Source organism: Actinomyces israelii DSM 43320 (assembly GCF_000711965.1).
Lineage (GTDB): Bacteria > Actinomycetota > Actinomycetes > Actinomycetales > Actinomycetaceae > Actinomyces > Actinomyces israelii.
This window is the reverse complement of record NZ_KL544004.1, coordinates 1-25,850: the sequence shown is the minus strand read 5'-3', so window position 1 is coordinate 25,850 and position 25,850 is coordinate 1. Positions and strand designations below refer to the sequence as shown.

Below are 25,850 nucleotides of genomic sequence, written 5' to 3'. Positions count from 1 at the left end.
AGGTCCTTTCAGGAGGCGTCGTCCGCGGTGATGGCGACGGAGCGGCGACGGCGGTAGGAGGTGAGGAAGTAGAGCAGGACGGCGCCGAAGCACACGATGTTGACGGCGAAGGAGACCTGCATTGAGCCCGTCGAGTCCGACACGAGGCCCTGAATGACCGGGACGACCGCACCCCCGATGATCGACATGACGATCACGGCGCCTCCGGTCTCGGTGTGATGCTTGTCCGTGATGGAGTCCAGGGTGCGGGCGTAGATCGTCGCCCAGCACGGGCCGAACAGGCCCGAGGTCAGGATCGCCGCGTAGACCGCGGTCATATTGGGCACTGTGACGACGTAGGCGAGGGCCGCCACGCCGAGTACGGAGTAGGCGACGAGGACCAGGTCCTCGTTGAGACGGGACATGAGCAGGTTGGCGATGAGCTTCCCGAGGAAGAAGGCGATGAATGCGGCCACCATGTAGTTCGAGGCGCTGCGCTCGTTGAGCGAGGTGTCGAGGGTCAGGGCGAGGCGGATGGTGAAGGACCACACGGCGGTCTGCATGCCCACGTAGAGGAACTGGGTGACGATCCCCAGCCTGAACCTTCTGTTCCCCGCCAGGTAGCGCAGGGTCTCGCCGACCGTCGCACGGGACTCGCGCACGCCGTCGCGCAGCGGCTTGCAGTACGGGAACCGGGTGATCGCCACGAGCAGGAGCATGGCGGCCAGGACCATAATGATGAATCGGTAGGGTCCGAGCGTGCGCTGGAGAAGCTCGTTGGCCAGCGCCTGCCGCTCGGCGCCGGAGACCGCCTCCATCTGCTTGTGGATCGCCTCCCCCTCCGTGAAGACGAGGTACTTGCCCAGCAGGATCCCGAAGATCGAGCCCAGCGGGTAGAAGGTCTGCGAAATGTTGAGTCGCAGCGTGGCCAGACGCTTGGGCCCGATCATCGAGGAGTAGGTGTTGCAGGATGTCTCGAGGAAGGACAGTCCCACGGCAATGGCGAACAGGGCTGCGAGGAACACCGAGTATGTCGCCACGTGCGACGCGGGGAAGAACATCGTGCAGCCCACGATGTAGAAGCTGAGTCCGACGAGAATGCCGGTCTTGTACGTCCAGCGGCGAATGACGCGGGAGGCGGGGACGGCCAGCAGGAAGTAGCCGCCGTAGAAGGCTGACTGAACGAATGCCGAGGCGAAGTCGGACAGGGTGAAGACGGACTTGAACTGGGTGATGAGGATGTCGTTGAGGCTGGCGGCCGCCCCCCACAGCGGGAAGCAGATCGACAGCAGGATGTACTGCAGAATCGGCGTGCGGTCGAGGTAGCCGTCGCTCAGCTGGTGCGAGGGGTCCTTGATGACCCCGAGGCTCCGGGGCTCGAGGCGGGGTGCGGCAGTCATGCCCGGGCCTCCTCGTCGAGCAGGGCGCGGCCCGTGGACGCGCCGATGCGGGTGGCTCCCGCCTCGACCATCGCCGCGAGATCCTCCGGGGTGCGGATTCCGCCCGAGGCCTTGATTCCCATGGACTCGCCCACGGTCCGGCGCATGAGGGCGACGGCGTGGACGGTGGCTCCGTGCGTGGAGTACCCGGTGGAGGTCTTGACGAAGTGGGCGCCGGCGTCGCGGGCGCTCTGACAGGCCAGGACGATCTCGTCGTCGGTGAGCAGGCAGGTCTCCAGAATGACCTTGACGACGGTGCCCGGGCCGGCCGCCTCGACGACGGCGCGCACATCCTCGCCGACGACGTCCCACTCGCCGTCCTTGGCCGCGCCGAGATTGAGGACCATGTCGACCTCCTGAGCGCCGTCACGTACGGCCGCCCGGGTCTCGCAGGCCTTCGTCCCGCTCAGAGAGGCGCCGAAGGGGAAAGCGATGACGGCGCAGACCTTGACGTCCTCCTCCCTGAGACTCTCCGCGCAGCGGGCCACGTGGACGGGGTTGACGCACACGCTGGCGGCGCCGATCTCCACCGCTTCCCGGCACAGGCGATCGATATCTGCGGTACGCGCATCCGGTGCGAGAAGCGTGTGGTCGATGAGGTGGGAGACTGATGTCACGAGAACTCCTTTGTCTGCGCTGATTCGGACAGCGTCGTCCGACGGCACGAAAGGTAGCGATCGTCAGGCGCACCGGGAAGGCCGGACCAGCAAAGGTTGAATGCAGCGGATTCTCCGTCATCACGCCGATAAATAGACGTCATGGCTGGTTCTGCCGGGCAAGAATCGACCATCCGTGCCGCAACGGCACCTTCGTGCCGCGCCGCCCCGGGCGCGGGTCAGCCGGACGCGCCGAGCAGCCAGCGCGCCGTGCCGACGTCCGTCACGAGACGGTTGGCGTAGCCGCTTTCGAGCGCCGCCCGGACGGCGGGCGCGCAGGCGGTTCCACCGGCGACGAGCACCTTCTGCTCGACGTGGCGGAGCTCGGTGAGAGACAGCCCCAGGGTCCGATTGTTGAGATCGGGAAGGCACACGCATCCCTCGGCGTCCACGACCCGCGAGCAGATCTCGCCGACGGCGCGCTCTCGCAGCACGCGCTGATCGGTGTCGCTCAAGCCCAGATCGCCCACCATCCCCAGGAGCGCACGGGGTCCCTCGACGGAGAAGACGACGATCCTCGCGGTCCGGGCAAGGTCCAGGTTTCTGCGCACATCCGAGCGGCTCCGCAGCTGGTTCGCCCGGGGAACCGACTCCACGACCAGCGGAGCGTCACAGGTGTGCAGGTGAGCCCGCAGGGCAAGGGCCAGACGGCGAACAGAGGCATCGCCCGACCGCCCCGAGGCATGCTCCGTCAGGCCCCGGCTCATCCGGACCACCTCGACCCCGTACAGCGGCATAATGTCGAGGCAGCGCACGATGTCGGCCATGACCGGCGAGTCGGTGACGGCGATCCGGTCGCAGTCGCGGATCAGGGCGCCGATCAGGGGCGCGGCCTGCGCGCCGAGAGCGGATGCGAGGCCCGCCGTCACGGGGTGCGGCGAGACGAGCCGAAGCTCGTCGAGGTCGTAGCGCTGCTGCAGAGAGGCGATGAGGTGCTCGTCGTGCTCCCTGGGATCGACGATCTCAATATGCACGAAGCCTCTGCGCTCGGCGTGGGACAGGAGCTTGGAGACGGTGGGCCGGGACACGTGCAGGCGCTCGGCGACCTGCGCCTGGGTCATCCCCTTGTAGTACAGGTGAGCCGCGTCCAGGGACAGGATGTCCTTGCGCGTCAGGTTCGCAGCCTCCTCGCCCATGTCGTCCTCCTCGTCTCACCGTCGATCGAGCCCAGACGCCGCTTGTCGCCGTCCTACCGGAACCGGATGGATGGTAGCCGCTTCTCAGCGAGCTCCGCTGATGCTCAGAGCCCTCTTCTACAGTGGGCGGGTGAGACGCACGACTACCTCCCCAGCCTCCCGGGTCTACCTCGACCACGCCGCGACCGCGCCCGTGCGCCCAGAGGTCGCCGAGCAGGTGGCGGCGGACCTGCGCGGGCGTCTGGGAGGGTGGGCCAACCCGGCCGCCCAGCACGCCTCGGGACGGCGCGCCGGGGCGATGCTGGCCCAGGCCCGAGCCCGCCTGGCGGCGGCGCTGGAGGTCGACCCCCACGAGGTGCTCTTCGCCAGCGGGGGCACGCAGGCCGACGCCCTGGTGGTGGCCGGCCGGGTTCTGGCGGCGCGGGCCGCGGGAACGGACGGACCCCGAGTGGTCACCTCCCCCATTGAGCACCCGGCGGTGCTGGACTCGGCGCGCACCGCGGCGGCCCATCTGGGGGCCGAGCACGTCGTGATCGGGGTCGACGACGCCGGCCTGGTCGATCGGGCCGACCTGCGCGAGGCTGTCGTGGGGCCGCGGACCGCGCTGGTGAGCATAATGACGGCCAACAACGAGACCGGCGTCGTCCAGGACATGGCCGCTCTCGTCGAGGCGGTCCGCGAGGCGAGCGGGGCCTGGCGCCCCACGGAGCCCGGCTATGTGCCGGTCCACTCCGACGCCGTGGCCGCCCTGGGCAGGGTGCCGGTGCGCTTCCGCGACTGGGGGCTGGACGCCATGACGATCACCGGCCACAAGATCGGGGCGCCCGTCGGCACCGGGGCGCTCGTGGCCAGGCGCGACCTGACGCTGGTGGCCCCGACCGGTGGCGGGCGCCAGGAGCGGGGGCTGCGCTCGGGCACCCAGGATGTTGTCGGCGCCCGAGCCCTGGCGCTGGCCGTCGAGCTGGCGGTGGCCGAGCGGGCCGAGGAGTCCGCCAGGCTGGAGGCGCTGCGCGGGCGGCTGCTGGAGGGGGCGACGGCGCTGCCGGGCGCGCACGCAACGCTTCCCGAGGGCGCGGCGCACGTGGCGTCCACGGCGCATCTGTGGTTCGAGGACTGCGATGCCGAGGCGCTGCTCATGGCCCTCGACACGGCCGGCATTGACGCCTCGGCGGGCTCCGCCTGCCACGCCGGGGTCGCCCGGCCCAGCCACGTGCTGCTGGCCATGGGCCTTGAGGAGGGCCCGGCGCGCTCAACGCTGCGCTGCTCCATGGGAGGGGCGACCGTCATTGCCGACGTCGAGCGGCTGCTCGCCGCCCTGCCTGCGGCCCTTGAGACCGCGCGCAGGGCGCGTGCGTTCCACGCCCGCCCCCGTGTCGGGGGTTTCCGCTGGAACCGCGCGGGATAGTGGAGATGCGGGGAATCGAACCCCGGTCCGACGGTGGCGCAACAGGACTTCTCCGGGTGCAGTTCGCTGGTGCTTTTCTCAGCCCCGGCGCCTCACGCGAACAAGGACGCCGACGGGCTCAGTCATCTAGAAGTCCCGCGATCCCCGATGACGAGGGACCCCGGCAGTGGCTCCCTGGATGACGCCAGGAACCGGGGCGGAAGCGCTCCCCGGGCTGACGGACTTCGGAGCTCGCTCAGGCGGCGAGGGCGAAGTCGGTGCGAGTGTTATCGGCACCTATTGGTTCGCACAGAGCGTTGACGAGATGACTGTGCATCCTCGACCCGCTTCTCCTGAACCCACGACCGTCGTCGAAACCGATCATCCCCTGTGAAGTTGTCACCGGCGGCGTGAGGACCGCCGGAACATGCTCGCTAGAGCAGAGAAAGCCTACCAGTCCCACAGCGATCCGCGTTCAGTCGACTGCGTCACACCCGACTCCGGTGCGCGGGCGGCTGCGCGCACCGGTCGCAACTGTGGCACGACTCACCTCCGGACTCACGACCCAACATAAAAAGTGATGCATCCCACTATTCAGATGTGACATGTCGTAGATCTTATAGGATCTATGCTGATAGCACGCAATGACGCGCAGCTGAGTTAGGAGCGCACCTCGTGTACACCGCAGATGAATGGCCCATCGCCTGCAAGGCGAACTTCGGCCCCACCGCAGAGGACGGCACGCCGATCATCGAGGCCGGCCCGAAGGTCTGGTACGACCAGCTGCTGCAGATGGCCGAGCTCGGGTTCACCTGCATCGACCCGATGGACGACTGGCTTCCGATGGCCGGCCTGACCGATGAGCAGCTCCGGACCTACACGGAGCTCCTGGCCGATACAGGTCTTCGCACCGCCGCGATCTCGATCGGGCGCAACAGCGTCGTCGACGTCGAGCACGGGGAGCGGAACCTGCAGACGATCCACCGGACGATCGACCGCGCCGCCGAGCTCGGAGCCACCGTGGTCAATATCGGATTCCAGCAGGCCCTCACCCAGGCCCAGAAGGACGCCCTGTGGTTCTGGCTGGCCGAGGGCCACCACGACGACTGGTCCCTGCGCGACCTGGCGATCGAGCGGGTTCGCGACCTCGCGGACCACGCCCAGCGCCTGGGCCTCCAGATCAGCCTGGAGATCTATGAGGACACCTTCGTCGGAACCCCCGAGGACGCCGTGTCCTTCTACAAGGACGTCGACCACCCCGCCGTGGGCATCAACCCCGACATCGGCAATCTCTTCCGCCTGCACCGGCCGATGCCCAAGTACACGGACATGTACAACACGGTCCTGCCGTACGCCAACTACTGGCACATTAAGAACTACATCCGCGATGAGGACCCCGCAACCGGCTCATACATGTCGACGCCGGCGCCGCTCCAGACCGGGACGATCAACTACCGCGAGGTCATTCGCACGGCGTTGCGGATGGGATACAGCGGCCCCTTCATGACTGAGCACTACGGATCGGACTGGCTCGGCGTCGGCGCCGAGAACGCACGGTACATCCGCCAGGTGCTCAGGGCCGCCCTGCGGTGAGGAGACACAGATTTGCAGCACATCATTGACAAGGAGGTCACCATGATTGCTCAGGGCGAGAAGCCGCCGACGACGCCGGAGGCGGCGGTCGTCGAATCGGCGCTCAAGAAGGTCACCAGGCACATTATCCCGTTCCTGCTGCTGATGTACGTCATCGCCTTCGTGGACCGGACCAACCTGGGCTGGGCGCAGGAGAAGTGGGAGACGAGCTACGGGATCTCGACGGCGGCGTACGCCTTCGGCGCGACCCTGTTCTTCATCGGGTACGCGGTGTTCGAGGTTCCCTCCAACCTGATTATGCACAGGGTCGGAGCCCGCTGGTGGATGACCCGCATCATGATCAGCTGGGGTATCGTCGCGGCATGCTTCATGTTCGTCCAGGGGCCCATGAGCTTCTACGCCCTGCGGTTCCTGCTCGGCGTGACAGAGGCCGGCTTCTTCCCCGGAGCCATGCTCTACCTGACCTACTGGTACCCCGCCGCCCGGCGCTCGTGGGCGACCGGCCTGTTCTACATCGGCCTGCCGATCGCCAACATCTTCGGCAACCCCCTGTCCGGCGGTCTGCTCGAGCTCGACGGGATCCTGGGCATGGACGGAATCCACTGGATGTTCCTCGTCGAGGGCGCGTTGGCCGTCGTCGTGGGACTCATCTGCCCCTTCATCCTCATCGACCGGCCGATCCACGCCGCGTGGCTCACCCCGGACGAGCGCAGCCACCTGTCCCGTCAGATCGAGATCGAGGAGGCGGCCAAGGAGCAGGCCAGGCCCCTGACCTGGAGACAGGCCCTCCTGGACCCCCGCATCCTCTACTTCTGCCTCATCTACCTGTGCATCCAGGCCTCCGTCTACGGACTGACGTTCTTTCTTCCCAAGCAGGTCACCACTATGACCGGGCAGAAGGCCGGCCTCGAGGCGTCCCTGGTCACCGCCATTCCGTGGACGGCGGCGCTTGTCGGAGTCATTGTGATCAGCCGCCTGGCCAATCGCGGCAGGTCCCCGCACGCCCTGGCCGCCATGACGCTCCTGTTCTCCGGAGCGGGCATCCTCGGCTCCGCGTTCTTCCTCCGTGCTCCCGTACCGGCCCTGGTCCTGCTGAGCGTTGCCGCGATCGGCTTCGTCTCCGCCCAGCCGATCTTCTGGCAGCTTCCCACCCGCTACCTCAGCGGGGCGGCCCTCGCGGGCGCCACCGGCCTCATCAACGCCCTGGGCAACCTCGGTGGATGGCTGGCCCCCAACCTGCGCACCTGGGCGGCGCAAAGCGCATGGGGCTCACCCGAGGCCCCCAATGAGGCCGCCGGCCTCATCGTCCTGGGGCTGGCTGGATTCATCGGCCTCCTCCTCATTGTCGGCCTCAGGCTCTTCCCCCAGTCCGAGGAGGAGAAGGCGTCCCTCGCGCTGCAGGCGCAGGACGCGTGAGCCCACCGGAACCGCGACATCCGCATACACGCAGATCATTACAAAGGAGTCATGATGATTGAGTACACCACACCCGTCTTTCCCGAGCGGCACACCGCCGTCGTCAGCGGCTGCGGGGCCCCTCGCGGGATCGCGCGAGTCACCGCCAGGAGGCTCGCCGGCGAGGGCTGGAACGTTGTGGCAGTCGATATCTCCGAGGAGGTCCTCGGGTTCGGCGCCGAGCTCGCTCAGGAGTATCCCGACGTCAAGACGCTCGCCCTGGCCCTCGACATCTCCGATGAGGCCCGGGTCCGGGATGCGTTCGCCACCATCGAGGCCGAGATGCCCCCGGTCGTCGGCCTCGCGAACATCGCCGGCATCGCCTGCCCGACCCCCCTGGAGGAGATGGCCACCGAGGTCTTCGACCGCGTCCTGGCCGTCAACTGCCGCGGCACCATGCTCATGATGAAGTACGGCGCCCAGCAGATGAAGAGGCACGGCATCGGACGCATTGTCAACTTCTCCTCCATCACCGCCCTGGACGGCGGCGGCACCTTCTCCAAGTTCGCCTACGCGGCCGCCAAGGCGGGAGTCCAGGGGATCACCAAGGGGGGCGCGCGCGAGCTGGGTCAGTACGGCATCAACACCAACTGCCTGCTGCCCGGACCGATCGACACCGACATCATGGGCGGCAGACTCACCGAGGAGCGCAAGATGCAGATGTCCTCCAACATCCCGGTCGGCCGGGTCGGGCAGCCCGAGGAGGTCGCCGCCGTGGTCTCATTCCTCCTGTCGCCGGCGGCCTCCTTCGTCAACGGAGTCTCCATCAACGTCGACGGCGGAAAGCACATGCACTGACGGGCACTGACGGACGCCCGGTGCGGGCCGCTCCGGCGGATCGGCCCGCACCGGCTAGTCCCTCCCCGGGGCGTCCGAGGCCGCGGCGGAGGGGGACGACCTCACTGCCACCTGGTGCAGGTGCTCGCGCATGGCGGCGAGCCCCTCGGACACCTCCCCGGTCTCAATGCCCCTGAGCACGCTCCGGTGCTCGGAGACGGCGACCGTGGCGTCGGTGGCCCTCGCCCCGAGAGTCTGTCGCATCCTGTGCGCGGAGAAGCCGAGCTCGTTGACCGCACGGCTGATGTAGTGATTCCCGGAGTGATCGAGAATCACCTGGTGAAATGCCCAGTCCTTAACGAAATAGTCTTGAACCGTCGAGATGTCGTCAAGATTCACGTCGGCCACGACCCGCTCGGCAGCGGCCTCGTGCTCGCGCAGCGCCGCACGGAGATCACGGACAAGGGAGGGAAGGTCCTTCATGGCCCTCTCAACCGCAGCGCATTCCAGGACCACTCGCGCATCGACGAGCTCGGCGACCTGCTCCGAGGACATCGGCGGGGCGACCCGGTAGCCGCGGTTGGCCCTCCTGACGACCAGCCCGGTGTGCTCGAGCCGCGCCAGCGCCTCCCTCACCGGGGTCGGCGAGACGCCGAGGTCGTGCGCCAGACGATCGATCCCCAGCGGCGCGTCGGGCTCGAGCCGCCCGCTGGTGAGCATCGCAAGAAGAGCATCATGGACGTCGTCGCCAAGGCCTCTGGCGGCGATCGGCCCGAGGCTGGACATAATGCTGGCGAGCGATTGTCTCACTCTCCTACTTTACTGCGTCACAACTCAAGCATTCATCGGAACCCACGGTCACCACGACAAGCACTATGCTGCGGGTCACAGATCCGCAGCCCCCGCCTCACTCGCACACGACAGGACATCGCAATGACACATCTCATCAATGACCCCAGGCAGTTCCCCGCCGAGTCCCTCAAGGGGATGGTCGCGGCGAACAGGACGTACATGCAGCCCGTGCACGGCGGCGTGGTGCGCACGACGACCAGCCCGCACGGCGAGGTGAGCGTGGTCGTGGGAGGAGGCTCGGGGCACTACCCGGCTTTCGCCGGATGGGTGGGGCCCGGTATGGCCCACGGAGCGGTGTGCGGGAACATCTTCGCCTCCCCCTCGGCCTCCCAGGTGGAGTCGGTGGTGCGTGCGGCCGACAACGGCGGCGGCTGCCTGCTCCTGTTCGGCAACTACGCCGGCGACGTCCTGCACTTCGGGATGGCTCGCGACGCGCTGATCGCCTCCGGCCTGGACACGCGGATCGTCACGGTCTCGGACGACGTCGCCTCCAACACGGTCGAGCACCACGACGACCGCCGCGGTATCGCCGGAGACCTGTTCGTGGTGAAGGCGGCCTGTGCGGCGGCCGCGGCCGGGCGGGACCTGGACGCGGTGGAGGCCGCGGCGCGCAGGGCCAATGAGGCGTCCCGCTCTCTGGGCGTGGCGTTCACCGGCTGCACCCTGCCGGGGGCGGCCGAGCCGCTGTTCACCGTCCCCGAGGGGACCTACGCCCTGGGCCTGGGGATCCACGGCGAGCCGGGCATCTCCTCCCACGAGATGACCACGGCCCACGAGATCGCCGAGCTCCTCGTGGACCGGCTCCTGGCCGAGGAGCCGGTCCGGGGCGGGGGCTACACGGGCCGTGTGGCCGTGCTGCTCAACGGTCTGGGCGCCACCAAGTACGAGGAGCTCTTCGTCCTGTACGCCAGTGTCAGCCGGCTGCTGGAGGCCCGCGGCCTGGGCGTCGTGGCCCCCGTGGTCGGCGAGCAGGTCACCAGCCTGGACATGGCGGGGGCCTCCCTGTCCCTGATGTTCCTCGACGAGGACCTGGAGGCCCTGTGGCTCGCCGCGGCCGACTCCCCCGCCTTCAAGACCGGGACCCTGCCCGCAGACCCCCGCGCCCGGACACGGGTCGTGGCCGCCGAGGCGTCCGCGGGCCTGCCGGCCGGCTCCCCCGACTCCGCCCGGCAGGCCGCGATGGCGGCGACGCTCCTGGACGTGATGGCCGCCACCGCGGAGGCCAAGGAGGACGAGCTGGGCAGGCTCGACTCGATCGCCGGCGACGGCGACCACGGCCAGGGCATGGTCCTGGGCGCCACCGCCGCCGCCAGGGCCGCCCATGAGGCCCTCGACGCCGGGGTGGGGATGGCGACGCTGTTCTCTCAGGCCGGTGCGGCCTGGGCCGAGGGCGCCGGAGGCACCTCCGGCGCCGCCTGGGGCAAGGCCCTGGCCGCCTTCGGCCAGGCCCTCAGCGACCAGGAGGCCGCCGACGACGACGCCCTCATCCGGGCTGGGGTCGCCGCCGCCAGGGCCTTCGAGACGGTGGGAACCGCCAGGCCCGGGGACAAGACCATGGTCGATGCCACACGCCCCTTCGCCGACGAGCTCGCCGACCACGCCGTCCTGGGCGCTCCCCTGGCCACCGCCTGGCAGGCCGCAGCCGGCACGGCCGCCGCCCACGCCGCGCGCACCGCCGACCTCGTGGCCAGGAAGGGCAGAGCGCGCACCCACGGCGAGGCCTCCCTGGGGCATCCCGATCCGGGAGCAGTCTCCTTCGCGCTCCTCATGGAGGCCGTCGCCGACCGCCTCGCCGCCCGGGACTGACCCGGCGGCCGCGGCGCCGTCGGCCCGAGCGCCCCCGCCCGACAAGAGCCTCTGAAGAGATGAGAACGTCATGACTGTTGTGGCCGTGAGCCTCAAGATGTACTTCGAACGACAGCGCACCCTGGACTACGTGGACCGGGTCGCCCGAATCGCCGCCGGCTCCGGGGCCGTGGTCTCGGGAGCGGTGACGCTGGCGGTCTACACCGACTTCCTGACCCTGGACGCCGCCTCCAGGACCCTGCAGGGCACGGACGTGCTCCTGGGAGCCCAGGACCTGGCCGCCGCCGACCGGGGCGCCTGCACCGGCGAGGTCTCCGGGGCGGACCTGGCGGAGCTGGGGGTGCGCACCGTCGAGGTCGGCCACTTCGAGCGCCGCACCCTGTACCGGGAGGACGAGGCGGTCGTGTCGGCCAAGACCCGGGCGGCTCTGCGCAACGGCCTGACCCCCATGCTCTGCGTGGGCGAGCCCGAGCGCACGGCCTCCGAAGCGGCGGCCGCCACGGTCGTGGAGCAGATCCGCTCCGCCCTGGGGGCGCAGGTACCCGACCAGGACCTGTGGATCGGCTACGAGCCCTACTGGGCCATCGGCGCCCCCGCACCCGCCCCAGCCGACGAGGTCCGGGCCGTGTGCACCGCCGTCCGGGAGCGGCTCGCAGGACTGGCGCCCAGGGCCCGCCTCCTCTACGGCGGCTCAGCGGGCCCGGGTCTGCTCACCCGGCTCGCTCCGGCGGTGGACGGGGTCTTCCTGGGCCGTTTCGCGCACGACCCCGCCGCCCTGGCCGCCGTCGTGGAGGAGGCCGCCGCCCTGCCCTGAGGCCTCGTGGACGGGCTGTCCTGCGCAGGTCCCGTCCGCCCCGGCGGCCCCGCTGATCATCGCGGCCTCTCGGAGGGCGCGCCCTGGCCGAGCAGCTCGTGCGCGGTGTCGGGGTCGACGACGACGTGCGTGGCCAGGCCGGCGGCGAGGGCGGCATGAAGGGCGGCGGCCTTCCCGGAGTCCGCCACCACCAGGAGCCTGCGCGGGATGCGGCGGATCTGGTCCAGGGACATGCCGGTGGTGCGCCTGTTGAGGGCGATGCGGTCGGCGGTGCCGTCGGCGCGGAAGAACGTCGAGCCGAGGTTGCCGACCACGTGCTGGGCCTCGAGGGCGTCCAGGTCCTCCTGGGTGATGTAGCCCGAGCTGTACAGGCGGCTGGGAGTCTCGCCGTTCGAGGTGCCGATGGAGGTGACCAGGACGTCGGAGCGGTCGCGCAGGGCGATGACCTCCCGCACGCTGCGCTCGGCCCACATGACGTCCCGGGCGCGCTCGGAGTCGAAGACGGCGGGGACGGGCAGGAGGTGGACGCGTGCGTCGAAGGCGGCCCCGAAGCGCCCCAGGACCTCTCCGGCGTAGTTCTCCCCGATGCTGGCCACATTGCCCGAGCCGTGCAGCTGGACGACGTGGACGCCCGCGCTTCTCTTGCGCCGCAGGCAGGCCGACATCGCCTCCACGGTCAGGCCCCAGGAGACGGTGATGACGGTACCGGGAGACACGGTGCCCGCCAGCCAGGCGGCCGCCTCCTCGCCCACGGCGTGGCGGCGCACCGCGGCCGGGGCGCCCCCCTCCACCGGCGGGACGGCCGCGCCGACGCCGTAGCGCGCCGCCAGCTCGCGCCGCAGGGCGACGGTGGAGTCCTCGTGGCGGTGCACGGTGAACTCGATAATGCGCTCCCGGCGGGCGCGGGCGAGCATCCGCGAGACCGTGGAGCGGGACACGTCCAGGGCCCGGGCGACGGCCTCGACCTTCTGCCCCTCCACCCAGTACATCTGCGCCGCGTCGGCCAGCCGCGCCCTCTCACGCGGACTCAACGTCCGGTACCCCATCGATCCACCTCACACAAATGACACAATTTCTCAACTTTGGCTTCATAATACCGTCAGGATGGGCAGTAGGTGCAATAATGATGCATGCATGTTCTTCGGAGCACTCGTTGACAAAGGAGTTCACGAATGTCTCAGTCACCTCAGCGCGCTGCGTCGGCGCAGCGCCCCACCTCCTACCGGTGGGTCGTCCTGGCGATCATCTTCGTCGGGTACGTGGTGTGCATGGCCGACCGGTCCAACGTCGGCGCGGTCCTGCCCTACCTCAAGGACGAGTTCCGCATCTCCCACTTCGCCTCGGGCGCTATCTCGAGCTTCTTCTTCCTGGGCTACGCGATCTCGCAGATCCCGGCCGGCCTGCTCATGGAGAAGTGGGGGACCCGCACGATCGTGTCGGTGGCCATCCTGCTGTTCTCGCTGGTGACCTTCGCCATGGGGTTCACCACCACGGCCGTCATGCTGATCGTCCTGCGGCTGCTGCTGGGCCTGTGCGAGGGGGCGACGCCGGTGGGCATGACCACGACGATCAACACCTGGTTCCCCCGCAGCGAGAAGGGCACGGCGACCGGCGTCTACATCGCCTCCACCCAGCTGGCGCCGATGATCGTCCCCATGATCGCGGTCCTGATCGCCGAGGCCGCCGGGTGGCGGGCCGTCTTCCACTGGTTCGCCCTGCCCGGCGTCGTCCTGGCCCTGGCCTTCTTCCTCCTCGTGCGCTCCCACCCCTCGCAGAGCCGCTTCACCAACGCCGCCGAGCTGGAGCACATCACCTCCTCCGCCCCCGCCGGTCGCAGGGAGCGCCCGTTCGGCGACATGGGCTGGATCGACCGCGTCATCCGGCTGCGCACGCTGCCGTCCCTGGACACCAACAGGAAGGTCCTGGGCTCGTGGAACATCTGGGGTGTCACCCTGGGCTACTTCTTCATGAACAACGTCCTGTACGGGATGATCACATGGATCCCCTCCTACCTCAAGGAGGCCCGCGGCTACGACGTCCTGAACATGGGGCTCATGTCCGCCACGCCGTTCATAGGCGGCATGGTCGGCGCCCTGATCGGCGGCTGGGTCTCCGACTACATCTTCCGCTCGCGCCGCAAGCCGACCATGATGATCACCGCCCTGGGCACGGCCATCCTCATGGCCACTGTGCTGGTGGTCCCGCAGAACACCGTCCTGCTGGCCACCTGCCTGTTCCTGACCGGATTCTGCCTGAACCTGGGATGGTCGACCTTCACCTCCTACGGCATGAACGCCACCACGACGCACACCTACCCCTTCGCGATCTCGATCATCAACTCCGGCGGCAATCTGGGAGGGTTCTTCGCCCCCATGATCGTGGGCGCCCTCCTGGACGCGACCAGCAGCTACACCGTCGCCTTCTCCTACTTCGTCGCGGTTCTCGTGGCGGCGTTCCTCCTCATGTTCTCCATCACCGAGGTGCGCCCCCGCGCCGAGGGGGCGGTCGCTCAGGCGTGAGCCCGCGCACTGCGACGAGGCCGCGGAAAACGGAGCAGCAGCAAGAGAGAAGAAGGAAAAGGAAAGGGAATCGATAATGACCACGCTCGGGATCGTCGCCGACGACGTCACCGGAGCCACGACGGTAGGCGCGCTCATCGCCCGGGAGGGCGTGGAGGCGAGCGTCTACTTCAACCACCGCACCCTGGAGGAGGACATCCGGGGGGACGAGGATGTGCTCATCACCAGCACCGACTCGCGTCCCATGGAGCCCGAGGTCGCCTTCGGGCGGGTCCGGCGCGCCACGCGGTCGCTCATGCGCCTGGGCGCCCGTCAGTTCTCCAAGCGCATTGACACGACCTGCCGCGGCGGGATCGGCCCGGAGGTCGAGGGGATGCTCACCGCCCTGGGAGAGGACCACGTCGCAGTGATCGTCCCGGCGATGCCCCAGTCCAAACGGATCGTCGTGGGCGGCTACTCGCTGATCGACTCCGAGCTGCTCTCGCGCACCGCGGTGGCCCAGGACGTGCGCACCCCCGTGCGCCAGTCCCACCTGCCCACCCTGTTCGCCGAGCAGTTCTCCCTCCCGGTCGAGCACATCGACCTGGGCCATGTCCTGGCCGGCCACGAGCGGGTCGCCGGCGAGCTGGCCAGGGGGCGGACGGCGGGGTGCAGGGTGTTCGTCGTCGACGCCGTCACCACCGACGACGTCGACCAGGTCGCCCGGGCCGTGGTGTCACTGGGCTGGAGGACAGTCTGCGTGGACCCGGGCCCCTTCACCGTCCGCCTCGCCGTCCGCTCGGGTCTGATCACCCCGACCGCCGTGGCCGACAGGGGCCTGCGCAGCCGGTCCCTGCCCGACGACGCGGGCACCGTCATGGTCGTTGCCGGCAGCGCCACCACGGTCACCCACGACCAGGTCCGGGCCCTGCGGGGCGTGGAGGGCACCTGCGCGGTCGGGGCCAGGGTCCTGGACCTGCTCGGTCCGCGCGAGGTGTTCGACGCCGAGTGCTCCCGCGTCGCCTTCCAGGTCAATGAGATCCTGGGCCGGGGTCGCCCGCGTGTGCTCGTGCTCGCCCTGGAGACGGTCCTGACCGGGGTGCGCGCCTCCATCGAGGACATGGAGCGCGCCAGCGGGCAGAGCGGGCAGCAGGCGTCTACGCTCCTGACCATCCGCTTCGGCATCCTGGCGCGCCTGGTTGCCGACATGATCGGGCCCGAGGCGTGCGCGGGCCTCTACCTCACCGGGGGCGACGTCATGATCGACTCCTGCCTGACCCTGGGAGCCAAGGGCATCACCCTGGTCGACTACGTCATTCCCCAGATCGACCAGGGCCGCATCAGCGGCGGCCCCTACGACGGCGTCCCCATCGTCTGCAAGGGCGGGCTCACCGGCTCCACCGACACCGCCATCCTCTCCGTCAACCGCCTCTTCGACGAAAGGAAGATCACCCAATGACCAGCACCCGCAAGCCAAAGATGGCGATCACCCTGGGCGACCCGGCAGGCATCGGCCCTGAGACCGTCATCCAGGCCATGGCCAGCCCCCTGATCCACGATGTCTGCGACCCCTTCGTCATCGGGCACCCGGACAGTCTCGAGGCCGCCGCCCGCGCCATGGGCGTCCCGGCGCCCGAGGTCAACATCATCACCGAGCCCGAGCAGGCCCTTCACCGTCCGGGCACCATCGACCTGATGACGACCGGCGTCGCCGACGACGCCGTCATCGAGTACGGCAGGATCCAGAAGGACGCGGCCCTGCGCGCATACTCCTACCTGGAGAGGTCCATCGAGCTGGGCGTCGCCGGCCGCATCGACGCCGTCTCGACCACCCCCATCAACAAGGCCGCCCTGGCCGAGGCCGGCGTGCCGTACGTCGGTCACACGGAGATCTACCAGGCCCTGACCGGCTCCCCCTACGCCCTGACCATGTTCAACGTCCACAGGCTGCGCGTGTTCTTCGTCAGCCGGCACGTCTCACTGCGCCGGGCCTGCGACCTGGCCAACCGCGAGCGGATCCTGGACTACCTCAGGAACATCCACACCGAGTTCACCAGGCTCGGCTTCGACCACCCCTCCATCGGCGTCGCCGCCCTCAACCCCCACGTCGGGGAGGGGGGCATGTTCGGCACCGAGGAGATCGAGCACATCCGCCCCGCTGTTGAGGACGCCCGGGCCCTGGGGATCAACGCCATCGGCCCCGAGTCCGCCGACGCCATCTTCGCCTTCAACCTCGACGGCCACCACGACTGCATCCTGTCCATGTACCACGACCAGGGGCACATCGCCTGCAAGACCCTCGACTTCGAGAAGGCCGTCACCCTCACGCTCGGCCTCCCCTTCATCCGGGCCTCCGTCGACCACGGCACCGCCTTCGACATCGCGGGCAAGGGCATCGCCCGGGGCGCGAGCCTGATCGAGTCCACCCGCGTCGCCGCCGAGTTCGCGCAGCGCAAGCTCGACCACGAGACCATCAGCTGACCGTCAGGAAAGGAAGACACAACCGTGAAGCTCGCCTTCGGATGCGACCCCAACGCCCAGGAGCTCAAGACCGTCCTCATCCGGGAGGCCCAGAACCTGGGTCACGAGGTCGTCGACTACCCCTCGGATGACCCCATCTACGCCAACGTCGCCATTGCCGTGGCCTCCGACGTCGCCGTCGGCAGGGCAGACCGCGGCGTCCTCGTGTGCGGAACCGGCATCGGGGTGTCCATCGCCGCCAACAAGGTCCCCGGCGCCTACTGCGCCTGCGTGGCCGACGTCTACCAGGCCCAGCGCGCCACCTTGTCCAACAACGCCAACATCATCGCCATGGGCTCCCTGGTCCTGGGAGCGGAGACCGCCAAGCTGTGCCTGCGCGAGTACCTCGCCAACACCTTCGATCCCGGCAGCCGCTCCGGCCCCAAGGTCGACCGCATCCGCGAGTACGAGAGCACGGCGCACGGCTGAGGGCCCCGAGGGCTCCCGGCCCGCGGCGGAGGAGGCCGCGAAGCAGGCCGAGGGCGGCGCCCGCCTCAGCCTCGACGCCGGTTGGCGGCCGCCATGGCGCGCGCGGCGTCGCGCCTGTCCTGGGCCTCCCGCAGAGCCTGGCGCTTGTCCCAGTCCTGCTTCCCCCGGGCCAGGGCGATCTCGAGCTTGGCCCGCCCGCCGACGAAGTACAGCTCCAGGGGCACGATCGTGTAGCCCTTGGCCCGGACCCTCTGAGCGAGCCTGTCGAGCTGGGTCCGGTGGAGCAGCAGCTTGCGCTTGCGGCGCGGGGCGTGGTTGTTCCACGTGCCCTGGAGGTACTCGGGGATGTGCGCCCCCTGGAGCCAGGCCTCGCCGCGACGATCGATCTCGATCCACGCCTCCGTCAGGGAGGCCCGCCCCATCCGCAGTGCCTTGACCTCGGTGCCCGTCAGCACGAGCCCCGCCTCGTAGCGGTCCTCGACGAAGTAGTCGTGAGTCGCCTTCTTGTTGCGGGCGATCGTCTTGTGGGCGTCGGAGGCGGCCTTGGCGCGCTGACCCGGCGTGGGCTTCTTGCGCGCCTCGGGCTTCCTGGCCATGAGAGTCCCCTTCCGGTCGGTGCTGAGCGCGTCACCAGGCCGGCGGGCGCGATGCCCCAGCCTACGCGGCCGGCGGGCGGCGTCAACCTGCGCGCCGCAGCAGGCGCGACCGGGCGCAGACGGCCGCCGACCGGGTCGCGGTCAGAATCCGGGCAGGGTCATCGGGTCGATGTACACGCCGTCCTGCGCCACCTGGAAGTGGACGTGGGGCCCGGTCGCGTAGCCCGTGGAGCCGGTGTACCCGACGAGGTCGCCGCGGTTGACCTGCTGTCCGTCGGCGATGGCCCGCCCGGACAGGTGGCACAGGGTGATGACATAGGAGTGCCCGTCGATGTAGCCGGCGTTGATGTCGATCCCGATGCCGCACGAGGCGGAGTCCCAGTAGGTGGCGACGCCCGAGGCCGCGGCGTACTGGGGCGTGCCGTCGGCCGCGGCGAAGTCGGTGCCCTGGTGGCCCGTGCCCACGCCGGTGACGGGGTGGACGCGGTAGCCGAAGGGGGAGGTCACGCTCAACGGCCCGCTGATGGGGTGGCCGATATAGCCCTCGCCCAGCGAGTCCGCCCCGATCGAGTCGGAGGACACCCCGGTGTCCTGCCCGCTGTCGTAGGCGGCCCGGTTGGCCGCGTCGATCTCCGCGACGCGCTTGGCGGCGGCGTCCGCATCGGCCGCGGCCTGCTCCTGCTGCTTCTCCAGGTCCTGCTTCTGAGTCTCGAGGTTGGACGCCGCCGTCTCCTTGTCGGTCTTCAGGGTCGCGACCTCGTTGCGCTTGTCCACGGCCTCGTCACGGGCGGTCCGGGCCTCCTCCGCCGCCGTGTCGGCCTCATCCTTCATGGTGGCCACGCGTTCGGTCGCGGCGTCCTGGCGGGCCTTGCGGTTGGCGTCCCGGGCGCGCTCAGCCTCGGCGGAGGCCAGGACCGTCTCCTGGATGGAGGCGGCGATCTCCATGGAGGAGGCCCTCTGGGTGAGGTCGTCAACCGTGTCGGAGGACAGCACGTAGGACCACGAGCTCACGGTGCTGTCGCCCTGGTAGGTCGAGACGACCAGGTCCGCCACGGAGACGCTGCTCTCCGAGGCCGTGGCCTCCGAGGCCGTGGCCTCCTCGGACACGGTGTCCAGATCGGCCTCGGCGACGTCGAGGCGGTCGGAGGCGATCTGCTGCTCGCGCTCCTTCTCGGCCAGCGTGTCCTCAGCCGTTGCCAGGTCGTCCTCCGCGGTGGTCAGCGCGGTCTGAGCGTTCTGCAGATCGATGTAGGCCTGGCCGAGCTCGGCGGAGACGCCCTCGAGTGAGGCGGCGAGCTCGTCCTGCCGCTGCTGGGCGTCTTTCTGCTGGTCGACGGCGTCGGAGCGGTCGTCCGCACGCGCCGTCATTCCCAGTGGCACCACCGTCAACGCGATCGCCGTGAGGACCCCGATCAGGCGGCGGTGGGCGGCAGGGGCCCGATGTCGCACCGGCCCGGTGAGTCTGCTCGGTTCGGCGAGTGGCACCCGAACCCCGCTGAGAGGACGGAAGAGCATCATGATCAGACCCTTGTGTACTTCGACAGGGAGAATGAGGAGGAGACGGCCGCCAGGACGACCGCGGCCAGCAGGAGCCAGGGCGCCAGGACCAGGACGTGCCGGGAGGAGATGAAGGCCGTGTTGATGAAGGTCAGCGACTGCGCCAGCCAGCCGTCGACGATGTAGTGCACGCCGACCCACAGCGAGCCGACGGCGGCCAGAGCCCCGATGAGTGCGGCGATGGCCCCCTCCAGCATGAAGGGCAGCTGGATGAAGAGGTTGGAGGCACCGACCAGCCGCATGATCTCCGTCTCCTTGGAGCGGCTCATCGCCGACAGGCGAATGGTGGTGGAGATCAGGAGGACGGCGGCCACGGCCATGATCGCGGCCAGGCCCCCGGTGATCCACGAGGCGCGGTTCATCACCAGGAAGAACGTCTCGAGAGTCTTGCGCTGGTCGACCACGCGCTGGACGCCGTCGCGGCCGGTGAGCTGCTCGGCGACGACCTGGTACTTCTCGGCGTCGATCAGCTTGATGCGGAAGGAGACCGGCATCATCTCCTCCGTGGCGCTGCGGCCGATGTCACGGTCGCCGTAGACCTCCTTGAACTTGGCATAGGCCTCCGCCTTGGACTCGAAGGTGTAGCTCTTGACGTAGGGCCGGAGGGTGTTGGAGTTGATGAAGGCCTCGACGGCGTCGATCTGCTCCTGGGTGGCCTCGCCCCCAGGGCAGCTGGTCCCGGAGGAGGCGGCTCCGGAGGAGGCCGGGCACATGTAGACACTGACCTCGACCTTGTCGTACCAGCTCCCCTTCATCGTGGAGATCTGCTGCTGCAGCAGGGCGGAGGCGCCCACGAACAGCAGGGAGACGAAGGCGACCAGTATGACCGAGACGGTCATGGCGAGGTTGCGGGTCAGACCCTTGAAGGTCTCGGACAGGATGAAGCGGAAGCGCATGGGTACCTCTTCTCTCAGCGGTCCGAGCCGTAGACGCCGCGGGCCTGGTCGCGCACGACCTCGCCCGCCTTGAGCTCGATGACGCGCTTGCGCATCTGGTCGACGATCTCGTCGTCGTGGGTGGCCATGACCACGGTGGTGCCCTGCCGGTTGATGCGGTCGAGCAGACGCATGATGCCCACCGACGTCGAGGGGTCGAGGTTGCCGGTCGGCTCGTCGGCCATGAGCAGCTTGGGACGGTTGACCATGGCCCGGGCGATGGCGACGCGCTGCTGCTCGCCGCCGGACAGCTCGTGCGGGAGCCGTTCCTCCTTGTCGTCCAGCCCGACGAGCTCGAGGGCCTCCGGCACCGCCGAGAGGATGTAGTGGCGCGGCTTGCCGATGACCTGCGAGGCGATGGCGACGTTCTCGAAGACGGACTTGTTCTCCAGGAGGCGGAAGTCCTGGAAGACGAAGCCGATCTCCTGGCGCAGCTTGGGGACCTTCCAGCTGGAGATCTGGGACAGGTCGCGCCCCAGCACGTGGATGGAGCCCGAGGTGGGCCGCTCCTCGCGCAGGGTCAGCCGCAGGAAGGTCGACTTCCCGGAGCCCGAGGCGCCCACGAGGAAGACGAACTCGTCCTTCTTGACCTTGATCGAGACGTCGTCGAGCGCCGGGCGGGCACCCCGGTTGTAGACCTTGGAGACATGGTCGAATCGAATCATCGAGTGGCTGCTTCCTGGCGTGCGAGGGCGTGGTCCGCCCATTCGCGGTCACGGTATCCAGTGCGGGCCGAAATCCCCGGCGTGACACGCGGACCGTGACTGTGGCGCGACCCGCTAGCGTGTGAGCCGTGCTCGACAGGCAGTCTCCACCGGCCCTCAGCGACGTCGTCGACGTCGGCTCGTGGGCGAGGTTCTCCCCGTCCCTGGCCGTCTTCATCGAGGAGCAGGTGTGCCGACGCCGCCTGCCCGCCGGCCCCGAGGGAGGGCTGACGGTGATGCTGACCGCGCCCGCGCCGGCGGTCGCCGACCAGGACCTGGCCGAGCGCGGCGGGGGCCTGCGGTCGCTGTGGCGCAGGCGGCCGCCGCGCACGGCCTCCCCGGATGCGCCCGGAGTCGTCCTGACGGGCGGGCACGACGGCGTGGAGGTGGCGCTGCCCGTGCTCGACGCCGCGGGACGGGTGCTGCTGGGCGACAGCGCCTGCGCCCAGCTGGCGCTCCTGGGGTGGGGCCGGCGCGAGGACCGGCTCACGCGCCTCGTACAGGACGGCGGTGCGGCGGCCGAGGTCGTCACCCGGGTGCTCATCGAGGTGCTGCGCGTCGCCCACCCGGCGGACCTGGACTGGCTGGTGGCGGAGCGGGGATGAGACGGTTCCTCGTCCAGACCCGTCCTCACACGAGTGCCTCCTCGCGGACCGTGTAGGACAGCGGATCGGCCGTCGGTCCCTGCTGGTCGGGGAGCTCTCCCGGCGGCGTCTCCCAGTGGGCGTCGCTCAGAGGAGTCTGCGGCTCCTGCATGCCGACGGCGGCGGGCGCCTCCTGCGGCTCGGGCGCGGCATCCGCCGAGGCCCCGGAGGGCGCCGACCCGGCCGAGGTGGTCGCGTCCTCTCCCTCGACTGCCTGGACCGTGTGGGAGACCCTCATGAAGCGCGACTCGCCCCAGGTCAGGTCCGGCCCGCCGCAGGAGACGGTCAGGACATTGGTCAGCTGCTGCCCGCGGTCGTTCTCCCACGCGTCCTGGGAGAAGCGGCCGACCAGGACGACGGGGTCGCCCTTGTGCAGGCTGCGTGCGAGATTCTCGGCGAGGTAGCCCCACGCCTTGGCGGTGAACCAGATGGTCGGCCCCTCCCGCCAGACATCCGCGACGCGGAAGGACGGGGCGGTGGCCACGCGGAAGTAGCAGAAGAGGCGCCCGGAGGACGTGCGCGACACAACGGGGTTGGTACCCAGGGAACCCTGGACGACAAGATCGAGCTGACGGCTCATGGTGTGCTCCTAGCGAGAAACCGATGGGAAGTGGGGGCCGGCACCGTGCCGGCCCCCTCCACGGTCGCGCCGGAGGGCGGGCTCGCGCCACCGGCCCGGTTGAGCCCTGTGGACTGCTCCCGCGCGAACCGCCTCTGTGGAGCCCCGCACGGTCCCGATCCGCGACGCCTGCGAGGGCCCCGCTGAGACGAGGCGGACGGCTCGCCGGTCCTGGGGACGGCTGGGAGCGCTAGGAGTGGGTTCTGATCCCCAGAGCCTCCTGAAGCTGGCGGTGACGGCCGAGCACGCCGTCGGCCGGGGCGGTCAGGCCGCGGGCAACCACCGAGGAGACGCGCTTGCGCACCTGGGCGCCATAGCTCTCGGCCTCCTTGCGCGCACGCGAACGACGCACGAGTCTCGCCACCATGGCGCCAATCATGCCGAGAACGAGCACCACGGCGGGCAGGACCACCACGCCGCCGCCTGCCGCCACGGCGATGCCCCAGGCCAGGCCGATGAGCGCGGCCAGGAGTCCTCCCCACCAGGCCAGCTCGATGACCGGTGCGCGGTGGCCCGGCAGTGCGACCGAGCCGACGGCCTCGGCCGTCTGGGCGGCCAGGGCCTCGGGCGTGGCCACGGCACTCTCGACGCTGCGCAGCCACACCGGCGGCAGTCCGTCGGTCACCTGCTGCAGCCAGGTGGTGCGGGTCGCGGCGACCGCCGTCCTGGAGGGCGGCTCGGGACGCGCCAGGGCGCGCGGCAGGGCGCGGGCCAGGCCCGTGCGCACGGAGTCCTCGACGGCCTGCGCCCCCGAGGCGCGGATGAGGGACTCGGCGGCGCTCTGGGCGCCCGCCGGGTCGAGCACGATCTCCCGGTGCGCCGCGGTCGGGCGCAACCTGGCGGTGATGGCGTCGAGCTCGGCCGAGGCGGTGCGGGCCGCGTTGGACTCCTGCGCCACGCGGTCGCACAGGATCTCGCGGACCTTGCCCAGATTGTCTCCGCGCACGGCGGAGACCGGCAGGACCTGGACGTCCTGGAGGCCGTCGGCGATGAGCAGGTCGTGCACGTCCTTCAGGAGGGTCTCGGCGCCGCCGGCGGGCAGGGTGTCGACCTGGTTGACCAGGACCAGCATGTCCTCCTGGCGAGCGCCCAGTCCGCGCAGGTAGCCCTCATGAAGCGCGGCGTCGGCGTACTTCTGGGGGTCGACGACCCACACGAGGATGTCGGTCAGCGGCACGAGGCGGTCGACCTGCAGGGCGTGCGCGGTGGTCACCGAGTCGTAGTCGGGCACGTCGAGCAGGACCAGCCCCGCGAGCTCGTCCTGGTCCGAGGCGTCCAGGAGGGACTCCCGGCGGATACGCCGCTCGCCGCCCACCCCCAGGAAGTCCAGGAGGGCGCTGGCGTCATCGCCCCAGGAGCAGGCGGCGGCCTGAGAGGTGGTGGGGCGGCGGGCGCCGACGTCGGCGAACTGCAGCTGGGTCAGGGCGTTGAACAGGGAGGACTTGCCCGAGCCGGTGCCGCCGAACAGGGCCACGACGGTGTGGTCCACGCCCAGCGCAAGGCGCTCGCCGACCTCATCGAGAGACTCTCGGGCCGGGATCGCCAGTGAGGCGGGCACCTCCGTGGGGCAGGTGTCGAGGGCGGCTCGCAGGCGGTTCAGGCGAGCCTCAAGGTGGACGGCGTCGAGGGGCTCGGCGCGGGGGACGAATGGTTCCTGAGTCATGCGGAGGCTCCGGGGCGGGTGAAGGGGATGAGCTCACCGGCGCGCAGGCGCAGGGCCGCGGCCAAGGAGTGGGCGGGGGCGAGCGAGCGAGCGGCGCCCGCGGGCACAATGGTGGCAAGCTCGGCGGCCAGTGCCTGGACCAGGGCGTGACGAGCCTGGGTTGCGGCCTCGGCCAGGCCCAGGTTGCGGGCGGCCCCGACGGCGCCGTCGACCCCGACGGCGGCGGCGACGAGCAGGTGTCCGACACCCTCGGCGTTCATTCCCTTGGGCAGGACGTCGGGCACGAGCCGCTCGCGGACCTGGTCGCGCGCCCACTGGGCCTCGAAATCCTTGTCCTGGATCGTTCCGAGGCGCTGGTGCATGACGGCCTCCGGCACGCCCGCATCGGCCCACAGCTCGCGGGCCTGGCCCGACAGGGAGACCAGGGCCGCCTTGAGCCTGTCGGCGATGACCTCGACGGCGTCGGCGGCCAGGTCCGCCAGCGCCTGGGCGCGGGCCTTGGTGCGGCGTCCGAAGAGGCCGGCGCGGAGGCGGCGCCCCGGCTCGAGTCCTGCCATGGAGGCCAGTGGTCCACCGGCGGAGGCCAGGGCGAGCCAGCGGGTGGCGGGCGCCCCCTGCCCCCAGGCGCCCGCGTCGATCTCGGCTCGCATGCCCGCCACGGGCGCCGCGAGCAGGGCCTGGGTGGCGTTCTCGAGCCGGGTGGCGGCGTCGTCCTGGGCGTCAACATCGTCGGCCAGCTGGTTGAGATCCGACCGCAGGCTCGTCCAGGTGCTGTGCCCGGTGCGGCGCACCAGGCCAGCGGCGCGGTGGCGGCCCGCCAGCAGAGTCATCCAGTCGCGCAGCGGCGCGACCGAGCTCTCCGGCAGCAGGCCCTCGTGGGGTCCGGCGTCGGGGACGACGAAGAAGGGGGACTCGGCCAGCCCCAGCCCCTCCAGGCGCGTCACCAGGTCGCGGCGCACCTCCGGCAGGATCCGGGCGGGGACCCGGTTGAGCACGACGCCGATGGGGGTGCGCCGTCCCGCAGCGTCCTCCAGGGACGCCCAGGGGGTGTGGTCGCCGTAGCGCGCGGCGGTGGTGATGAAGAGCCACAGGTCGGCCGCCTCCTGGAGGCGCAGCGCCAGGGCCCGGTTGGCCTCGTGCACGGAGTCGAGGTCGGAGGCGTCCACGAGGGCCAGGCCCGCGGGCACGGTCTTGGAGAAGACGTTGCGGCACACCTGCGCCAGAGGGTGCTCGGCGAAGGCCTCGCCGTCCTCCGGGTTCATGACCAGGACGGGCGTGCGCGTCGTGGGGCGCAGGACCCCGGCCTCGGAGAGCTCGGAGCCCAGGATGGAGTTGACCAGCGTGGACTTACCGGCGCCGGTCGACCCGCCCACGACGACGACGGCGGGCAGGTCGGCGTCCGCCAGACGAGGCAGCACGTGGTCGCGGACCTGGCCGATGAGGCTGGTGCGCAGGCGGCGAGCGTCGGCGACGCCGTCTGCGTCCAGCATGAGCTCGAGCCGTTCCAGGTCCCCCACGGTGTCGGTCAGGACGTCAATGAGCTGGGCGCGGCTGAGCGCCGAGACAGGAACGTCCTGCCCGGAGGGAAGTAGGGGCGTGGGTGCGGCCATGGGGCCAACTTTAGGGCCGCGGGCGGGGGTCATGCGACATTCTTGTCAGACCGGTCCGGGTGGCGGGGCCGGGGCCGGCCCCGCCACCCGCGTCGGGCTGTGTCAGCGGCGTCCTCGGCGGGCCAGGCCGATGTAGCAGGCGATCATGCAGACCAGGCCGATGAGCGTGAGGAACCCGTAGTCG

General features: G+C 70.2%; 23 protein-coding genes and 1 other RNA gene. 11 read left to right on the top strand and 13 right to left on the bottom strand.

Going from position 1 to position 25,850, the window contains the following annotated elements; all coding sequences use genetic code 11:
• Positions 1–8: 8 nt before the first annotated feature.
• From fucP to O145_RS15850, 3 genes are all read right to left on the bottom strand, one after another.
• Positions 9–1,379 carry an L-fucose:H+ symporter permease gene (gene fucP / locus O145_RS15860; RefSeq protein ID WP_043564754.1) on the bottom strand — a complete coding sequence of 457 codons (1,371 nt, stop codon included), beginning with the start codon at positions 1,377–1,379 and terminating at the stop codon, positions 9–11.
• The gene (gene deoC, locus O145_RS15855; RefSeq protein ID WP_043564752.1) at positions 1,376–2,035 is read right to left on the bottom strand and encodes a deoxyribose-phosphate aldolase; all 660 of its coding nucleotides are present in this window, start codon (positions 2,033–2,035) and stop codon (positions 1,376–1,378) included. The genes fucP and deoC overlap by 4 nt, the downstream gene beginning before the upstream one ends.
• Before the next feature lie 218 nt (positions 2,036–2,253).
• A complete protein-coding gene (locus O145_RS15850; RefSeq protein WP_043564751.1) occupies positions 2,254–3,210 on the bottom strand; it encodes a sugar-binding transcriptional regulator in 957 nt (318 codons plus the stop codon).
• A gap of 130 nt (positions 3,211–3,340) precedes the next feature.
• Between O145_RS15850 and O145_RS15845 the strand changes: the two genes are divergently transcribed.
• Complete coding sequence (locus O145_RS15845; protein WP_043564869.1) at positions 3,341–4,615, top strand: cysteine desulfurase family protein; 1,275 nt, start codon at positions 3,341–3,343, stop codon at positions 4,613–4,615.
• Here O145_RS15845 and ssrA read toward each other — a convergent pair.
• Positions 4,613–4,983: a transfer-messenger RNA gene (gene ssrA, locus O145_RS17820) on the bottom strand. The genes O145_RS15845 and ssrA overlap by 3 nt on opposite strands.
• Positions 4,984–5,269: 286 nt before the next feature.
• Here ssrA and O145_RS15840 point away from each other — a divergent pair.
• Genes O145_RS15840 through O145_RS15830 form a run of 3 tightly spaced genes read left to right on the top strand, consistent with a single transcriptional unit; the run spans position 5,270 to position 8,440 of the window.
• The gene (locus O145_RS15840; protein ID WP_043564749.1) at positions 5,270–6,187 is read left to right on the top strand and encodes a sugar phosphate isomerase/epimerase family protein; all 918 of its coding nucleotides are present in this window, start codon (positions 5,270–5,272) and stop codon (positions 6,185–6,187) included.
• 12 nt (positions 6,188–6,199) lie between these two features.
• Entirely contained in the window at positions 6,200–7,603 is a 1,404-nt protein-coding gene (locus tag O145_RS15835) for an MFS transporter (RefSeq protein ID WP_229118642.1), read from the top strand.
• Between the two features lie 54 nt (positions 7,604–7,657).
• Positions 7,658–8,440: an SDR family NAD(P)-dependent oxidoreductase gene (locus tag O145_RS15830; protein ID WP_229118641.1), complete on the top strand. Its 783-nt coding sequence runs from the start codon at positions 7,658–7,660 to the stop codon at positions 8,438–8,440.
• A 54-nt stretch (positions 8,441–8,494) separates the two neighbouring features.
• Here the strand turns inward: O145_RS15830 and O145_RS15825 are convergent, their stop codons facing one another.
• Positions 8,495–9,229, bottom strand: coding sequence for a GntR family transcriptional regulator (locus O145_RS15825; protein ID WP_229118640.1), 735 nt, complete (start codon positions 9,227–9,229; stop codon positions 8,495–8,497).
• Positions 9,230–9,352: 123 nt separating this feature from the next.
• Between O145_RS15825 and O145_RS15820 the strand changes: the two genes are divergently transcribed.
• Together O145_RS15820 and O145_RS15815 are read left to right on the top strand one after the other, a co-directional pair.
• Complete coding sequence (locus O145_RS15820; RefSeq protein ID WP_043564743.1) at positions 9,353–11,077, top strand: dihydroxyacetone kinase family protein; 1,725 nt, start codon at positions 9,353–9,355, stop codon at positions 11,075–11,077.
• A 70-nt stretch (positions 11,078–11,147) separates the two neighbouring features.
• A complete protein-coding gene (locus O145_RS15815) occupies positions 11,148–11,891 on the top strand; it encodes a triose-phosphate isomerase family protein (RefSeq protein ID WP_043564741.1) in 744 nt (247 codons plus the stop codon).
• Between the two features lie 56 nt (positions 11,892–11,947).
• On the opposite strand, the gene O145_RS15810 is transcribed toward O145_RS15815, so the two are convergent.
• The gene (locus O145_RS15810; protein ID WP_084682688.1) at positions 11,948–12,937 is read right to left on the bottom strand and encodes a sugar-binding transcriptional regulator; all 990 of its coding nucleotides are present in this window, start codon (positions 12,935–12,937) and stop codon (positions 11,948–11,950) included.
• Between the two features lie 126 nt (positions 12,938–13,063).
• On the opposite strand from O145_RS15810, the gene O145_RS15805 reads away from it, so the two are divergent.
• The 4 genes from O145_RS15805 to O145_RS15790 all read left to right on the top strand — a co-directional run bounded on the left by O145_RS15805 (position 13,064) and on the right by O145_RS15790 (position 17,338).
• On the top strand, positions 13,064–14,410 hold the full coding sequence (locus tag O145_RS15805; RefSeq protein ID WP_043564738.1) for an MFS transporter: 1,347 nt from the start codon (positions 13,064–13,066) through the stop codon (positions 14,408–14,410).
• 76 nt (positions 14,411–14,486) lie between these two features.
• Positions 14,487–15,848 (top strand): four-carbon acid sugar kinase family protein, encoded by a 1,362-nt coding sequence (locus tag O145_RS15800; RefSeq protein ID WP_043564736.1) that lies wholly within the window; start codon positions 14,487–14,489, stop codon positions 15,846–15,848.
• Entirely contained in the window at positions 15,845–16,870 is a 1,026-nt protein-coding gene (gene pdxA, locus O145_RS15795; RefSeq protein WP_043564735.1) for a 4-hydroxythreonine-4-phosphate dehydrogenase PdxA, read from the top strand. Before O145_RS15800 ends, pdxA begins: the two co-directional genes overlap by 4 nt.
• A gap of 24 nt (positions 16,871–16,894) precedes the next feature.
• Positions 16,895–17,338, top strand: coding sequence for an RpiB/LacA/LacB family sugar-phosphate isomerase (locus O145_RS15790; RefSeq protein WP_043564733.1), 444 nt, complete (start codon positions 16,895–16,897; stop codon positions 17,336–17,338).
• A 65-nt stretch (positions 17,339–17,403) separates the two neighbouring features.
• On the opposite strand, the gene smpB is transcribed toward O145_RS15790, so the two are convergent.
• From smpB to ftsE, 4 genes are all read right to left on the bottom strand, one after another.
• Positions 17,404–17,934, bottom strand: coding sequence for an SsrA-binding protein SmpB (gene smpB, locus O145_RS15785; protein WP_043564731.1), 531 nt, complete (start codon positions 17,932–17,934; stop codon positions 17,404–17,406).
• 141 nt (positions 17,935–18,075) lie between these two features.
• Positions 18,076–19,302 (bottom strand): peptidoglycan DD-metalloendopeptidase family protein, encoded by a 1,227-nt coding sequence (locus tag O145_RS15780; protein ID WP_411265974.1) that lies wholly within the window; start codon positions 19,300–19,302, stop codon positions 18,076–18,078.
• Positions 19,303–19,454: 152 nt separating this feature from the next.
• Positions 19,455–20,387 carry a permease-like cell division protein FtsX gene (gene ftsX, locus O145_RS15775; RefSeq protein WP_043564730.1) on the bottom strand — a complete coding sequence of 311 codons (933 nt, stop codon included), beginning with the start codon at positions 20,385–20,387 and terminating at the stop codon, positions 19,455–19,457.
• Positions 20,388–20,401: 14 nt separating this feature from the next.
• The gene (gene ftsE / locus O145_RS15770; protein WP_043564728.1) at positions 20,402–21,091 is read right to left on the bottom strand and encodes a cell division ATP-binding protein FtsE; all 690 of its coding nucleotides are present in this window, start codon (positions 21,089–21,091) and stop codon (positions 20,402–20,404) included.
• A gap of 128 nt (positions 21,092–21,219) precedes the next feature.
• Between ftsE and O145_RS15765 the strand changes: the two genes are divergently transcribed.
• Positions 21,220–21,735: a hypothetical protein gene (locus tag O145_RS15765; protein WP_043564726.1), complete on the top strand. Its 516-nt coding sequence runs from the start codon at positions 21,220–21,222 to the stop codon at positions 21,733–21,735.
• A 25-nt stretch (positions 21,736–21,760) separates the two neighbouring features.
• On the opposite strand, the gene O145_RS15760 is transcribed toward O145_RS15765, so the two are convergent.
• The 3 genes from O145_RS15760 to O145_RS15750 all read right to left on the bottom strand — a co-directional run bounded on the left by O145_RS15760 (position 21,761) and on the right by O145_RS15750 (position 25,666).
• Positions 21,761–22,354 carry a single-stranded DNA-binding protein gene (locus O145_RS15760; RefSeq protein WP_043564724.1) on the bottom strand — a complete coding sequence of 198 codons (594 nt, stop codon included), beginning with the start codon at positions 22,352–22,354 and terminating at the stop codon, positions 21,761–21,763.
• Between the two features lie 229 nt (positions 22,355–22,583).
• Positions 22,584–24,056, bottom strand: a complete 1,473-nt coding sequence (locus O145_RS15755; protein WP_043564722.1) for a GTPase — start codon at positions 24,054–24,056, stop codon at positions 22,584–22,586.
• Positions 24,053–25,666 (bottom strand): GTPase family protein, encoded by a 1,614-nt coding sequence (locus O145_RS15750; protein WP_043564721.1) that lies wholly within the window; start codon positions 25,664–25,666, stop codon positions 24,053–24,055. The genes O145_RS15755 and O145_RS15750 overlap by 4 nt, the downstream gene beginning before the upstream one ends.
• Between the last annotated feature and the right edge of the window lie 184 nt (positions 25,667–25,850).